Origin of the sequence: Leifsonia shinshuensis (genome assembly GCF_013410375.1) — a bacterium.
In the GTDB taxonomy this organism is placed as follows: Bacteria; Actinomycetota; Actinomycetes; order Actinomycetales; family Microbacteriaceae; genus Leifsonia; species Leifsonia shinshuensis.
The window spans coordinates 2,846,740-2,860,714 of the sequence record NZ_JACCFL010000001.1 but is presented as its reverse complement, the minus strand read 5'-3'; the positions used below and the strand labels follow the sequence as shown (position 1 = coordinate 2,860,714).

Below are 13,975 nucleotides of genomic sequence, written 5' to 3'. Positions count from 1 at the left end.
GCCGGACAGGCGGGGCGGCTCAGGCCGCCGAGCGCTCCGCGATGGCGGGGAGCTCACCGGTGACGGGCTTGCGCAGGTCGGTCCACACGGTGATGGGAGCGGGCTCCCAGCCGAACGCGGCGGGCTGCTCCTGCTCCTGGTGCGCCTGCTCCTCGGCGACCGCGGGGGCGTCGATGGCGACGGGCTCGGCGGGGGCGCGGTGCTGCGGCTCGGACGCGACCACGACGGTCGCCTCTCCGGCCTCCAGGCGTCGGCGCGCCTCGACCAGGGCGGCGGTGATGCCGACCGAGACGGACTGCGCGAGGACGGAGTGGAAGATGGAGTCGGTGTCGTCGGTCGAACGGCGCGACACGGTCCATTCACCGCTCTCGCCGATCAGCTCGGCGATCTTGGTGTGGACCACCTCGAGGATCTGGGCATCCGTGAGCTGAGGAACGGGCGCCGCCTGCACCTCGGCGGCGGCATGCCGCCTACGACCAAACATCGCGATACCCCTTCCAGGTTCTCCGTCGAGAACCAGTTTCGGGGCGCGAGCGCTTCACGACGCGCGGACACGCCGGGAGATTCGCGGAAATCGTGCGGTCAGCGCCGGATTTCGCGCTCGTCGGCCTCCCGCGACTCCTCCAGGACGGTCCCGACCGCGATCACGACGCTGATCGCCGCGCTGACCCACATGAGCACCACCCGCCAGTCGCGCCGGCCCTCCTTGGTCTCCTGGATCGTGGACCACAGTCCGATGATCGCGCTGATGACCGCTCCGTTGAAGATGAACTTGCGCATCCGCGTCCTTTCGCTCGTTCCGCCAGGGTACGCTTCCCAGGGCATCGGATCGACGGTGTGGCGTGGAGAGGAGTGGGATGCGGACGGCGATCGTCGGCGCTGTGCTCCTCGTGCTCGGGGCCGTCGCCGTGCTCACCGGCCTGCTTCCGGCGGCCGACGCGCTGGCCCTCTGGGACCGGGTCTGGCCGATCCTGCTCTTCGTCGTCGCGGTCACCGTGGTGACCGAGCTCGCCGCGGAGGCGGGCGTGTTCACCATCGTCGCGCAGCAGACGGCGCGCTGGGGACGCGGCCGGGCGTGGCTGCTCTGGCTGCTCGTCGCCGTCGTCGCCGTGCTGAGCACGATCTTCCTCTCGCTCGACACGACCGCGGTGCTGCTCACGCCGGTGGTGATCGTGCTCGCCCGGCACGCCGGGCTCGACCCGCTGCCGTTCGCCCTGACCACCGTCTGGATCGCCAACACCGGCTCGCTGCTGCTGCCGGTCTCCAACCTGACGAACCTGCTGGCCCAGCACGCGATGGGGGACCCGTCGCCGATCGCGTTCGCCGCGCTGATGTGGGCGCCGGCCCTGGTGGGGATCGTCGTCCCGCTGGTGGTCGTGTTCGTCATCTCGCGCAAGCGGCTGCTGGTCCGCTACGTCACCGGCCAGGAGGACGGGATCGAGGACCCGGTGCTGTTCTGGGTCTCGGCGGCGGTGGTCGTCGCGCTCATGCCGCTGCTGGTGTCGGGCATCCCGGTGTGGATGCCGGCCTCGGGTGCGGCTCTCGTGCTGCTCGTCGTCTTCGCCGTGCGCCGGCGCTCGGTGCTGCGGTTCGGGCTGCTGCCGTGGCAGCTCGTGCTGCTGGCGTCCGGGCTGTTCCTGTTCATCGAGGCGCTGCACGCGAACGGGCTCGGGACGCTGCTCGCGCGCGTGTCGGGGTCGGGGGAGTCGCCGCTCGCGCTGCTGCGGCTGTCGGTCACCGGCATGGTCGGCGCGAACGCCATCGACAACCTCCCGGCGTACCTGGCGCTCGAGCCGGCGGCCGGCAGCCCGGTCCGCCTGGCCGCCCTGCTGATCGGCGTCAACGCCGGTCCGCTGATCACCCCGTGGGCGTCGCTGGCGACCCTGCTGTGGCACCAGCGGCTGACGTCGTTCGACGTCCGCATCCGCTGGGGTCGCTACATGCTGCTCGGGCTGATCGTCGCCCCCGTCACCGTCATCCTCGCGACGCTGGCCCTGGCCGCCACCGCCTGACCCGCGCCGGACAGGGGTCGCAACACGCCGTTATCGCGTGCGCGTAACGGCGTGTTGCGACCCCCGTGCCGTCACTCCGCGGGGAGGAGCTGCGCGGCGGTGACAATGCGTCGGCGGGCGACCGCGGCCAGCGCGAGCGCGAAGCCGACGGCGGTCCAGATCAGCAGGCCGCCGAGCCCCCGCCAGACTCCCGTCGAGCCGTCCACGACGCCCTGGAGCGCCGTGATCGCGGGCGACGTCGGGAGCCAGGCGGTCACGCTGTCGAAGAACCCGGGCGCGGTCGACACGATCCCGGAGGCGAGGGTGACCACGACGACGAGCATCGAGAGGAACCGGCCGAGACCGCCGAGCAGGGCGACGAGCCCGTGGTTGACCGCCGCGAAGCAGACAGCCACCGCGGCCGCGACCCCCGCGAAGCCGAACCACGCGCCGACGCCGAGCTGCATGGCGGGCTGCATGATCGCCGCGACCAGCACGCCCTGGACGACGCCGATCGCGGCGGCCGGCAGAAGCCCGTCGGACGCGATCAGTCCCGCAGCCCGCGAGGTCAGCAGCGCGCGGCGCGAGATCGCCTGCAGCACGAGGAACGACGCGAACGCGCCCAGCCACAGCGCCACGGACGCGAACAGCGGGACGCTCGACGCGCCGAACGCGGTGGTGCCGGACTGCTTCTGCCCGACCGGCTGGGAGGCGACGGACGCCAGGTTGGTGCGCTGCCCGGCGTCGTAGCTGGGCAGCTGGGCGACGGCCTGGTTCAGTCCCGAGGCGAGCGAGGCCGCCCCGGCCGCGGACTGGTCGGCGCCGGAGGCGAGCGCGGGGACGCCGGCGGCGAACTGCTGGACGCCCGTCGCGTACTGCGATGCGCCGTCCGCGGACTGCTGGACGCCGGAGGCGAGCTGCTGCGCCCCGGAGGCCGACTGGGCCGCGCCGGAGGCGAGCTGCTGGGCGCCGGAGGCGGACTGCGCGGTGCCGGCGGCCAGCTGCTGCGCGGCGGACGCCGACTGGGCGATACCGCCCGCCAGCGCCGGAGTTCCCGCCGCCAGCTGCTTGGTCCCGGTCGCCAGCGCCGCGGCGCCGTCGACGAGGCTCGGGTTCTTGCCCTGGGGGGTCGTCATGATCCCGTAGGTGGTGGCGATCTGCTCGCACGTCGGGTCCGTCTCGCCGTGAGCCGCGACGCAGGTGGCGAGCGCCGTCTTCGCCGAGCCGGCCGCGAGCGACAGCCCTGAGGAGACCCCCGCGGCGCCGTCGGCGAGCTGCTGGGTGTCCGCCGGCAGCGATGCGGTCTTCTGCTGGAGTGCCGACATCCCGTTCGCGAGCCCCGAGGTCCCGCTGGACAGCGTTCCGAGCCCGTTCGCGAGCCCCGAGGTCCCGCTGGACAGCGTCCCGAGCCCGTTCGCCAGCCCGGACGCGCCGCCCGACAGCTGCCCGAGCCCGCTCGCGAGCGAGTCGGCGCCGGTCGACAGCTGCGTCGCGCCGTCCGCGAGCTGGTGCGTCCCGCTCGCCAGCTGCGTGAGTCCGGTGGAGAGCGATCCCGCACCCGACGCCGCCTTCGCGAGCTGGTCGTGCAGCGTGTTGAAGCCGACGTAGACGTTCTCCAGGTAGGTCGTCGTCAGCTGCTTGTTGAGCACGCCGGTGGCCGTGGTGGTCACGGCCTGGCTGATCGCCGGGTCCACGAGCTTCGACTTCTGGCTGGTGCGGACGTCGATCGTCGCCTGGGTCGCCGCGCCGGAGGTGCCGGCCGTGGAGGTAGCGGCCTTCGAGAAGTTCTTCGGGATGGTCACGACGGCCACGTACTCGCCGCTCGCGATCCCGGAGTCGGCGTCCTTCTGGTCGGTGAGCACCCACGTGAAGTTCTCGTTCTTCGCGCCGAGGAGCCCCGCGGCCATCTGCCGACCGAGCGGCACGATTTGGCCGTTGACGGTCACCGGCTGATCGAGGTTCACGACGGCGGCCTTGACCTCGCCGAGGCGGTCGGTCGGGTTCCAGAGCGCCCACACCAGCAGTCCGCCGATGACGAGCGGCACGAGCACGAGGCCCACGATGGTCAGCCAGGTCACCCGCTTGTCGGAGCGCATCCGCTCCAGCGAGAAGAGCGAGCGCGGACGGCGCAGCGGCGAGGTGGGGGTGGTCATCGGGCGTTCGCCTTCTCGAGGTGGGCGGCATCGTGGTGGTCGCCGAGGGGGTGGTCGGTGGAGGTCGCGCCGTCGGCGGCGGGCGGGACGGGCGCGGTTCCGTGCGCGGCGCCGTCGGCGTCCACGGCGAGCTGCACCGCGGTGGGCTCCGCCACGTCGGGCAGGAGGTCGTCCAGTCCGGACGGGTCGACGCAGCTCACGACCAGCGCGAACGGCCGGCCGGCGGCCGACGCGTCGGCGAAGGCGCGGCCGAGCTCGACCCGCACGCGGCGGCGCTCCACCGGGTCGGTCAGGCTGTCGGCGGCGTCCAGGCCGAGGATGACCGGCGCGCTGGCGAGCGCCCGGCGGACGTCCTCCACCGGTGTGTCGGAGTGGTCGAGCCGCACGACGGAGGTCCGCGACCGCACGGCGGAGCCGCGGGTCGGGAGCACGAATCCGGCGACCTTCACCGTCCCGCCGTCGATGCGGGTGCGGCCGGTGACGGCCATCACGAGCGCGAGCGCCGCGGTCCGGTCGGGGCCGTGCACGACCAGCGCCTCGCCGTCGCCGAGCCGGAACGACACGTCGCGCATGATCGGCGTGCGCCGGGCGCTGACCGACAGCCCGTCGGCCGCTGCGAGGTACCGGGCGCCGGGCGCCGGCCAGTCGGCGAGCTCCAGCTCCTTCTGCAGCCCGTCGCCCTCGACGTCGAACGAGGGGAGGATGCGGTCGAGCCAGCGCGGCATCCACCAGGCCTTGTCGCCGAGGAGCTGCAGCACGGCGGGCACGAGCGTCATCCGGACGATGAACGCGTCCACGAACACGCCGACGGCGAGGCCGAGCGCTATCGGCTTGATCGACGCGTCGCCCTCCGGGACGAAGGCAGCGAACACCGAGATCATGATGATCGCCGCGGCCGTGACCACCTTGGCCGAGCCGACGAACCCGCTCTGGATGGCCCGGCGGGCGTCGCCGCCGTGCACGTAGTCCTCGCGGATCCGGCTGACCAGGAAGACCTCGTAGTCCATCGCCAGGCCGAACAGGACGCCCATCAGGATGATCGGCATGAAGCTGATCACCGGCCCGGTCTTGTCGAGGTGCACCGCGTCCGCGAACCAGCCCCACTCGAACACCGCCGTGACCGCGCCGAAGGCGACGCCGACCGAGAGCAGGTAGCCGAGCGCGGCCTTGATCGGCACGGCGATCGAGCGGAACACCATCGTGAGCAGCACCAGGGACAGCCCGACCACGAGGATGCCGAAGGGCAGCAGGGCGCCCGCGAGCCGGCTGGAGACGTCGATCTGGGCCGCGGTGGTGCCGGTCACCTTGAGGTCGACGCCGTACTCGTCGAGGAAGTGCTGGTGCTTGGCGCGCAGCTCGGAGACCAGCTGGGCGGTGCGCGGGTCGTCCGGCGCCGTGGTCGGGATGACCTGGACGATGCCGGTGTCCGCGTTCTGGTTCGGCGTGGACAGCGGCACGGCGGCGACGCCGGGGAGGTCGGCGATCTCGGCGCCGAGCTTCTTCATCAGCCCGAGCGGGTCGTGGCTGGAGATGATCGAGCCGGTCACGATCAGCGGACCGTTGTAGCCGGGACCGAAGTGCTCGGACACCAGGTCGTAGGCGATGCGCGCCGGGTCGTTCTTGGGGTGCGAGCCGGCGTCGGGGAGGGCGAGGCGCAGCTGGAGGGCGGGCACGGCGGCGATGCCGAGCGCGACCACGACAGCCAGGACGGTCGCGATCGGGAACCGCGTGACGGCGCGCACCCAGGTGCGGAACGGGCCCTTCGGGATCTCGGCCTTGGCGGCGTGGGCGAGGGAGGGGTTGGCGCGGCTCGCGGGCTCCGGTGCGGCGTCGGCGGTGCCGGTCTCCGGCACGCTCGCCTCGCCCGTCGAGCGCGTGGCCGCGCGCTCGGCTCGCTTCGCGGCGCGGCGCCCCGGCGTGATGCGCGTCCCGGCGAAGCCGAGGAACGCGGGGGTGAGGCTCAGTGCGACCAGCACGGCGATGCCCACCGCGACGGACGCGGCCAGGCCCATCGTGGTCAGGAACGGGATCCCGGCGACGGCCAGGCCGGCCAGCGCGATGATGACGGTGATGCCGGCGAAGAGCACGGCCGAGCCCGCCGTCGCCACCGCGCGGGCGGCGGACTCCTCCGGGTCGACACCCGCTTTCAATTGGCTCTGATGGCGGGAGATGATGAACAGCGAGTAGTCGATCCCGACCGCGAGCCCGAGCATCAGAGCGAGCAGCGGGGTGGTGGAGGAGATCGGGCCGAACAGCGTCGCGATGAAGATGAGCGCCATCGACAGTCCCACACCGAGCAGGGCGGTGACGAGCGGCATACCCGCCGCGATGATCGATCCGAAGGTCACGATCAGCACGATGATCGCGATCACCAGGCCGACGCCCTCGGTGAGCGAGATCGTCGGCAGGTTCTGCGAGAACAGCTGGCCGCCGACGGCGGTCTGGGAGCCGGAGGGCAGCTCCTTCTGCAGCGCGGCGCCGGCGTCCTTGATCGCGGTCTTGGTCGCGGCGGGGACGGTGGTCTGCTGGCCGTGCAGCTGCACGGTGATGATCGCCGCGGTGCGGTCGTCGGAGATCAGGTTCTTGACGGTGGTGCTGTACGGGGAGGTCGTCCCCGCCACGCCGTCGGTCTTGGCGAGGTCGGCGACGGTGCTCTCGACCGGGTCCTTGATCGCGGCCTGGTCGACGGTCTCGCCCTTCGGTGCGACGACGACGATCTGCGCGCTCGTGCCGCTGACCTGCGGGAAGGTCCTGCTCAGCGTGTCGAGCGCCGCCTGGGACTCCGTGCCGGGGATGCTGAACGTGTTGTCCGTGCCCTGGTTGAAGGCGATCGCGCCGCCGGCCAGGAGGACGAGCAGCAGCAGCCATAGTGAGACGACCAGCTTGCGGGCACGGAAGGCCCAGCGGCCGATCGAGTACAGGAGCGAGGACACGCGTTCTCCAGCAGTCAGGGGAACGACGGCGCCGGAGGAACGGCGCCGTCGAGAGGGTTTCGATACACCGTCGTATCCGATGCCCGACTGTATCGGATACACTCGTGTATCGGAAACTCGACACAGGAAGGTTTCAGCTTGACCAGCACAGCTCTCAGAGACGACGCGCCTGTCGAGTCCGCGCGCCGGCAGCGCACCCGCACCCGGCTCCTGGACGCCGCCTTCGACGTCTTCGCCGAGCAGGGTGTCAAAGCCGCGAGCGTGGAGACGATCGCCGAGGCGGCGGGCTTCACCCGCGGTGCGTTCTACTCCAACTTCTCCAGCAAGGAGGAGCTCTTCTTCGCGCTGATGGAGCGCGAGAAGACGATGCGCCTCGAGCAGCTCGACGCCGGCGTCGAGCAGTTCCTGCGGCCGCTCGTCGGCGCGGGCGGCGTGGAGCTCGACGACGACGACGTCATCCGCACGATCACCCGCATCCTCGAACTGCAGTCCGACGATCGGCGCTGGTGGCTGGTGCAGTCGGAGTTCCTGCTCCTCGCCCTGCGCGACCCGGCGATCTCCGCCGACTTCCTGCGCTACCAGGACGGCTTCTTCCAGGAGCTCACCGAGACGGTCGTCGCCGCGCTCGCGAGCGCCAGGCGGCGGTTCACGATCGACCCGGAGGAAGCCGTCCGCGTCATCGCGGAGCTGTGCGCCAACGGGGAGGCCAGGGCACTGCTGGCGCGCGACGAGCGCAAGTTCTCCGAGCGGCTCTCCCAGTCCGTGCCCGCGATCCTGCTGGCGCTCACCGAGCGGATCTGATCGCCGCAGGCACCCGGCTCCGATCGCGGCGCAAGTCTGATCGAACGTCGAGCCGCACCGGGTAACGTGTGCTCGATGCGACGTCGAGTGCTCCGTCCCGCCCTCACGACCGCGCTGTGCGCGGCCGTGCTGCTGGTCGTGACCGCATGCGCCGCCCCGGCGGAACCGGCCGCGTCGCCGGGCGCCGGCACCGCGACGCCCGCCCCGACGGCGACGCACGACCCGTTCCCGAAGACGCCGCTCACCGCCAGGACGCGCTACGTCGCGCTGGGCGACTCGTTCGCCGCCGGGATGGGCGGGGGAGACGAGACGGGCAAATGCCGGTCCAGTCCGTACAGCTACCCCAGCGACTTCACCCGGGCCTCCGGCGTCGACCTCGTCGTCAACGCCGCCTGCGCGGGCGCCACCACCTCCGACCTCCTCAAGCACCAGCTGATCGCCCTGGACGACCGCACCGACCTGGTGACGCTGAGCATCGGCGGCAACGACCTCGGCGTGGCCGCCATCGCGGCGGAGTGCTCCGCGGGCAAGGCCGTGGCGTGCCGCAACGGGGTCTCCTCAGCGCTGTCGCTGCTCAACGTCCTCCCGGAGCGGCTGGCCTCGGTCTACGCGGCCGTCCACACCGCGGCGCCGAACGCACGCATCGTCGTCACCGGCTATGCCGTGTTCTTCGACAACTACGACCCGAAGTCACCCACCTTCGGCACGGACACCGCGATCAATGCGGCCACGCTCGGCCTCAACCAGACCATCTCGGACGTGGTGGCCAGTCAGCGGGCGCAGGGCGTCCCGATGACCTACGTCGGGGTCGACTTCGCCGGGCACGGCATCGGCTCGAAGAAGCCGTGGCTGAACGTCAGCGGGCCCTTCGCCTTCCACCCGACCGCAGCGGGCTACGCGCAGTACGCGAACGCTCTGGTGCGGCTGCTGGGCCGGGCGAAGTAACCGGGTCGGCGCCCACGGGCTCCGCGCCGGCGGGAACGTCGGCGATGTGCGTGCGGGCGAAGTCCAGCGTCTCGCGCAGCATCGCCATGCGGTCGCCGGCGTCCTTCGCCTTGCGGGTGTTGACCTCCGCCACGATCGAGCCCTCCCAGCCGGAGCCGGCGAGCGACCGGAGCACCTCGGCGACCGGCTGGCTGCCGCGCCCAGGGATGAGGTGCTCGTCGAACACGCGGGAGTCGTCGAGCGGCCCGGAGCCGTCGCAGAGGTGGACGTGGCGCAACCGGCCGCCGAGCGCGGTCGCCAGGTCCATCCCGTCCACACCGCTGAGCGCGGCGTGGGAGAAGTCGAGGGTGACCGCGTCGCAGTCCATGCCGACGGGGTTCCAGTGCGGGACGTACCCGGCCATCGAGCGGCCCGCGACCTTCCACGGGAACATGTTCTCGACCGCGACGGTCACGCCGGTGCGCTCGGCGGTGCCGCGGACGATCCCGAGGAAGTCCTCTGCGTAGCCCGACTGCCAGCGGAACGGCGGGTGCACGACGACCGTGTCGGCGTCCAGCTCGGCGGCGAGCTCGGCCGAGCGCTGCAGCTTGACGCCGGGGTCGCGGCCCCAGACGAAGTGCGTCAGCAGCAGGACGGGCGCATGGATGCTCAGCACGCGGGTGCCGTAGCGCTCCGCGAGCCTGCGCAGCGGCGCGGCCGACTGCGTGGTCTCGTCGCGGGTGACCATCACCTCCACACCGTCGTAGCCCAGTTCGGCGGCCGTGCGGAAGGCCGTCTCGACCCCGAGAGGGTAGACGCAGGTCGTGCCCATGCCGATGCGCATCACGCCCGTCACTCTAGCCACGGCGGCTGAACGACCAGTGTCCTCGAGGGGAACGCCGGGGCCGGTTCCCGCCGGTGCGTGCGCTGGTACTGTGGCAGGAGAACGCCGCTTCAACTGGGGGAGTTGACCCACTATCAGCCAGACGTCCCACGCCTCAGCAACCGAAACCTACGACCTGGTGATCGTGTCCAACCGACTGCCCGTCGACCGGGTGGTCGACGAGGCGGGACAGGCGACCTGGCGCCCGTCGCCCGGAGGCCTGGTGACGGCGCTGCAGCCGGTCATGCGGGCGGAGGACGGCGTCTGGGTCGGCTGGGCCGGCGTCGCGGGCGAGGAGGTCGAGCCGTTCGAGGCCGACGGCATCAGCATCCTCCCCGTCGCACTCAGCGAGCAGGAGCTGCAGGAGTACTACGAGGGCTTCTCCAACGACACCCTCTGGCCGCTCTACCACGACGTCATCGCCCAGCCGAGCTACCACCGGGAGTGGTGGGACAGCTATGTGCGGGTCAACCGGCGGTTCGCGGACGCCGCGGCCGGCGCCGCCGCGCCCGGCGCGGTGGTCTGGGTGCACGACTACCAGCTCCAGCTGGTCCCCGCGATGCTGCGCGAAGTGCGGCCGGACCTGGTGATCGGCTTCTTCAACCACATCCCGTTCCCGCCGTACGGCATCTACTCGCAGCTGCCGTGGCGCCGCCAGATCATCGACGGCCTGCTGGGCGCCGATGTCATCGGCTTCCAGCGCGTGGCCGACGCGGGCAACTTCTCGCGCGCTGTCCGGCGGCTGAAGGGCTACGAGACGCGCGGCCCGATCATCGAGGTGCCGATCGACACCGACGACCCCGAGTCCGGGTCGCACCGCCACGTGACGACGAACAGGCACGGCGGCCTGGTGCGCACGGTCCTCGCCAGGGCCTTCCCGATCTCCATCGACGCCGAGGCGTACCAGGAGCTCGCCCGCCGGCCGGCCATCCAGGAACGCGCCAGGGAGATCCGCGAAGAGCTCGGCAACCCCGAGACGATCATGCTCGGCGTCGACCGGCTCGACTACACCAAGGGGATCGGCCACCGGCTCAAGGCCTTCGGCGAGCTGCTGCGCGACGGCCGGCTCGACGTCGAGAAGGTCACGCTGGTGCAGGTGGCGAGCCCGAGCCGCGAGCGGGTCGAGACCTACCGGCAGCTGCGCGACGAGATCGAGCTCACCGTGGGCCGGATCAACGGCGACTACGCGACGCTCGGCCACACGGCCGTCGCCTACCTCCACCACGGCTACCCGAAGGAGGAGATGGTCGCCCTCTACCTGGCGGCGGACGTCATGCTCGTGACCGCGCTGCGCGACGGCATGAACCTGGTGGCCAAGGAGTACGTGGCCACGCGCGTCGACGAGGACGGCGTCCTGGTGCTCAGCGAGTTCGCCGGCGCCTCCGACGAGCTGCGCCAGGCCCTCCTGATCAACCCGCACGACATCGAGGGGCTGAAGGACGCCATGCTGCAGGCCATCGCGATGCCGAAGCGCGACCGCGTGCGCCGCATGCGCGCGCTGCGCAAGAAGGTGCTCACCAACGACGTCGCGCGCTGGTCGGCCAGCTTCCTGGAGGCGCTCACCCGGAGCGCCCACGGCGACCACCCGCTGCAGGACGCGCCGGTCAACCGGCGCTGAGCCGGACAGCATCCCACCCGACAGAGAGCCCATGACAGACACGCCCTCCCACCCGGACGCCGGCGGCGCCCAGCCCGCCGGCATCGCACAGCCCGCCGCCATCGCCCTGGCGACCGCCGTGGCGCGGCTCGCCCGCGCCGAGCGCCTGCTCCTCGCGCTCGACTTCGACGGCACGCTCGCCCCGTTCGTGGACATCCCGAAGGCGGCGCGGATGCTCCCGGCGATCAAGGCGGCGCTGGACCGGCTCGAGGCACTCCCGGACACCTGGGTCGCGTACGTCTCCGGCCGTCCGCTCGCCAGCCTGGAGATCGTGACGGAGGCGGACGAGGACGCCCTGCTGATCGGCTCGCACGGCGTGGAGATCCGGTTCGGCCGCGACGGGGTCTCCGTCGACCTCTCCGACGAGGAGCGCGCGACGCTCGACAAGCTGGGCGAGACGCTCGGCGCGCTGGTGGACAGCGTCCCCGGCACGCGCCTGGAGGTGAAGCCGGTCGGTTTCGGCGTGCACTACCGGCTGCTGGAGGGCGACGAAGGCGCCGCCGTCGTCGCTCGGGCGTACGAGGCGGCGGCGTCCGTCAGCGACCAGCTGACGATCCGCGACGGCAAGGACATCATCGAGTTCTCGGTCCGCGGGGCCGACAAGGGCGACGGCATTGAGCGGCTGCGGGAGTACACGCACGCGACCGCTGTGCTGTTCGCCGGGGACGACGTCACCGACGAGGACGGCTTCGGCGTGCTGCGCCCGGAGCAGGGCGACCTCGGGATCAAGGTCGGCCAGGGCGAGACGGCGGCGCAGTTCCGCGTCGCCGACGAGCGCGCGGTCGCGACGCTGCTGACGCTGCTCGCGGACGCGCGGGAGGCCGCTCGCGGAGAGAGCGCGCCCACGTCCTCCCCAGCCTGAGCCGCGCGGCCGTTCTCCACGGGTCGGGAGGCATGGCCGAACCGGCATCCAAACGGTCCTAGAGTTGTCACATGCCAGAGATCGATTGGAAGCCGCGTTCGCGCGTCGTCACGGACGGAATCGAAGCCACCACCAGCCGCGGGATGCTGCGGGCCGTCGGCATGGGCGACGCGGACTGGGAGAAGCCGCAGATCGGCATCGCCAGCTCGTGGAACGAGATCACGCCGTGCAACCTGTCGCTCGACCGCCTCGCGCAGGGCGCGAAGGAAGGCGTGCACTCCGGCGGCGGCTACCCGCTCCAGTTCGGCACCATCTCCGTCTCCGACGGCATCTCGATGGGCCACGAGGGCATGCACTTCTCGCTGGTCTCCCGCGAGGTCATCGCCGACTCGGTCGAGACCGTCATGATGGCCGAGCGCCTCGACGGCACCGTGTTGCTCGCCGGCTGCGACAAGTCGCTCCCCGGCATGCTCATGGCAGCGGCACGGCTCGACCTCTCCGCCGTCTTCCTCTACGCGGGCTCCATCGCGCCGGGCTGGGTCAAGCTCAGCGACGGCACCGAGAAGGACGTCACGATCATCGACTCCTTCGAGGCGGTCGGCGCGTGCAAGGCCGGCAAGATGAGCGAGGAGGACCTCAAGCGCATCGAGTGCGCCATCGCCCCGGGCGAGGGCGCCTGCGGCGGCATGTACACCGCGAACACCATGGCGAGCGTCGCCGAAGCGCTCGGCATGAGCCTCCCCGGCTCGGCCGCGCCGCCCTCGGCCGACCGCCGCCGCGACTACTTCGCCCACCGGTCGGGCGAGGCCGTGGTCAACCTGCTCAAGCAGGGGATCACCGCGCGCGACATCCTGACCAAGAAGGCGTTCGAGAACGCGATCGCCGTGGCGATGGCGTTCGGTGGCTCGACCAACGTCGTGCTGCACCTGTTGGCGATCGCGAACGAGGCGGAGGTCGAGCTCACGATCGACGACTTCAACCGGATCGGCGACAAGGTGCCGCACATCGGCGACCTCAAGCCGTTCGGCAAGTACGTCATGAACGACGTCGACCGGCACGGCGGCGTCCCCGTGGTCATGAAGGCCCTGCTCGACGCGGGCCTGCTGCACGGCGACTGCCTCACGGTGACGGGCAAGACCGTCGCGGAGAACCTGGCGGAGATCAACCCGCCCGCGCCGGACGGCAACGTCATGCGCTCGCTCGACAACCCGATCCACCCGACCGGCGGCCTCACCATCCTCAAGGGCTCGCTCGCTCCGGAGGGCGCCGTCGTCAAGACGGCCGGCTTCGACGCCGACGTGTTCGAGGGTCCCGCGCGGGTGTTCGAGCGCGAGCGCGCCGCGATGGACGCGCTGACCGAGGGCCGCATCAACGCGGGCGATGTCGTCATCATCCGCTACGAGGGCCCGAAGGGCGGCCCCGGCATGCGCGAGATGCTCGCCATCACCGCCGCCATCAAGGGCGCAGGCCTCGGCAAGGATGTACTACTATTGACGGACGGACGATTCTCAGGCGGCACAACCGGCCTGTGCATCGGCCACATAGCACCCGAAGCGGTGGACGCAGGTCCCATCGCCTTCGTGCGCGATGGTGATCTGATACGGGTCGATATCGCGGCTCGCTCCCTCGACCTACTTGTCGACGAGTCAGAGCTGACCGCCCGCCGTGACGGCTGGGCGCCTCTTCCTCCGCGCTATACCCGTGGCGTTCTCGCGAAGTACTCCAAGCTCGTGCACTCCGCTGCGGAAGGCGCGGTCACGGGGTAGCCCTT

The 13,975-nt window shown here is 71.6% G+C and carries 11 protein-coding genes; 6 read left to right on the top strand and 5 right to left on the bottom strand.

The window, feature by feature from the left end:
- Positions 1 to 19: 19 nt before the first annotated feature.
- Both HNR13_RS13905 and HNR13_RS13900 read right to left on the bottom strand, forming a co-directional pair.
- Positions 20 to 484 carry a hypothetical protein gene (locus HNR13_RS13905; RefSeq protein ID WP_218881235.1) on the bottom strand — a complete coding sequence of 155 codons (465 nt, stop codon included), beginning with the start codon at positions 482 to 484 and terminating at the stop codon, positions 20 to 22.
- Positions 485 to 582: 98 nt separating this feature from the next.
- A complete protein-coding gene (locus tag HNR13_RS13900) occupies positions 583 to 780 on the bottom strand; it encodes a hypothetical protein (RefSeq protein WP_179606664.1) in 198 nt (65 codons plus the stop codon).
- A 77-nt stretch (positions 781 to 857) separates the two neighbouring features.
- On the opposite strand from HNR13_RS13900, the gene HNR13_RS13895 reads away from it, so the two are divergent.
- Positions 858 to 2,012 (top strand): SLC13 family permease, encoded by a 1,155-nt coding sequence (locus tag HNR13_RS13895; RefSeq protein WP_179606662.1) that lies wholly within the window; start codon positions 858 to 860, stop codon positions 2,010 to 2,012.
- Between the two features lie 71 nt (positions 2,013 to 2,083).
- Here the strand turns inward: HNR13_RS13895 and HNR13_RS13890 are convergent, their stop codons facing one another.
- Together HNR13_RS13890 and HNR13_RS13885 are read right to left on the bottom strand one after the other, a co-directional pair.
- Positions 2,084 to 4,144, bottom strand: coding sequence for a YhgE/Pip domain-containing protein (locus HNR13_RS13890; RefSeq protein ID WP_179606660.1), 2,061 nt, complete (start codon positions 4,142 to 4,144; stop codon positions 2,084 to 2,086).
- A complete protein-coding gene (locus HNR13_RS13885) occupies positions 4,141 to 7,077 on the bottom strand; it encodes an MMPL family transporter (protein WP_179606658.1) in 2,937 nt (978 codons plus the stop codon). Before HNR13_RS13885 ends, HNR13_RS13890 begins: the two co-directional genes overlap by 4 nt.
- Before the next feature lie 138 nt (positions 7,078 to 7,215).
- Here HNR13_RS13885 and HNR13_RS13880 point away from each other — a divergent pair, with 138 nt between their 5' ends.
- Together HNR13_RS13880 and HNR13_RS13875 are read left to right on the top strand one after the other, a co-directional pair.
- Positions 7,216 to 7,878, top strand: coding sequence for a TetR/AcrR family transcriptional regulator (locus HNR13_RS13880; protein ID WP_179606656.1), 663 nt, complete (start codon positions 7,216 to 7,218; stop codon positions 7,876 to 7,878).
- A gap of 75 nt (positions 7,879 to 7,953) precedes the next feature.
- Complete coding sequence (locus HNR13_RS13875) at positions 7,954 to 8,823, top strand: SGNH/GDSL hydrolase family protein (protein WP_179606654.1); 870 nt, start codon at positions 7,954 to 7,956, stop codon at positions 8,821 to 8,823.
- Here HNR13_RS13875 and HNR13_RS13870 read toward each other — a convergent pair.
- The gene (locus HNR13_RS13870; RefSeq protein ID WP_218881672.1) at positions 8,735 to 9,646 is read right to left on the bottom strand and encodes a sugar phosphate isomerase/epimerase family protein; all 912 of its coding nucleotides are present in this window, start codon (positions 9,644 to 9,646) and stop codon (positions 8,735 to 8,737) included. The two genes, HNR13_RS13875 and HNR13_RS13870, sit on opposite strands and share 89 nt — an antisense overlap.
- A gap of 184 nt (positions 9,647 to 9,830) precedes the next feature.
- Between HNR13_RS13870 and otsA the strand changes: the two genes are divergently transcribed.
- The 3 genes from otsA to ilvD all read left to right on the top strand — a co-directional run bounded on the left by otsA (position 9,831) and on the right by ilvD (position 13,970).
- Entirely contained in the window at positions 9,831 to 11,303 is a 1,473-nt protein-coding gene (otsA, locus tag HNR13_RS13865; protein WP_179606650.1) for an alpha,alpha-trehalose-phosphate synthase (UDP-forming), read from the top strand.
- Positions 11,304 to 11,334: 31 nt separating this feature from the next.
- Complete coding sequence (gene otsB, locus HNR13_RS13860) at positions 11,335 to 12,204, top strand: trehalose-phosphatase (protein ID WP_179606648.1); 870 nt, start codon at positions 11,335 to 11,337, stop codon at positions 12,202 to 12,204.
- 71 nt (positions 12,205 to 12,275) lie between these two features.
- Positions 12,276 to 13,970, top strand: coding sequence for a dihydroxy-acid dehydratase (gene ilvD / locus HNR13_RS13855; RefSeq protein WP_179606646.1), 1,695 nt, complete (start codon positions 12,276 to 12,278; stop codon positions 13,968 to 13,970).
- The last annotated feature ends 5 nt before the right edge of the window (positions 13,971 to 13,975 follow it).

Bases quoted from the DNA above. Each gene is read 5' to 3' on its own strand.
- HNR13_RS13895 (WP_179606662.1), top strand. From the start codon at position 858: ATGCGGACGGCGATCGTCGGCGCTGTGCTCCTCGTGCTCGGGGCCGTC.
- otsB (WP_179606648.1), top strand. From the start codon at position 11,335: ATGACAGACACGCCCTCCCACCCGGACGCCGGCGGCGCCCAGCCCGCC.
- HNR13_RS13900 (WP_179606664.1), bottom strand. From the start codon at position 780: ATGCGCAAGTTCATCTTCAACGGAGCGGTCATCAGCGCGATCATCGGA.
- HNR13_RS13905 (WP_218881235.1), bottom strand. From the start codon at position 484: ATGTTTGGTCGTAGGCGGCATGCCGCCGCCGAGGTGCAGGCGGCGCCC.
- ilvD (WP_179606646.1), top strand. From the start codon at position 12,276: ATGCCAGAGATCGATTGGAAGCCGCGTTCGCGCGTCGTCACGGACGGA.
- HNR13_RS13870 (WP_218881672.1), bottom strand. From the start codon at position 9,646: ATGCGCATCGGCATGGGCACGACCTGCGTCTACCCTCTCGGGGTCGAG.
- HNR13_RS13875 (WP_179606654.1), top strand. From the start codon at position 7,954: ATGCGACGTCGAGTGCTCCGTCCCGCCCTCACGACCGCGCTGTGCGCG.
- HNR13_RS13890 (WP_179606660.1), bottom strand. From the start codon at position 4,144: ATGACCACCCCCACCTCGCCGCTGCGCCGTCCGCGCTCGCTCTTCTCG.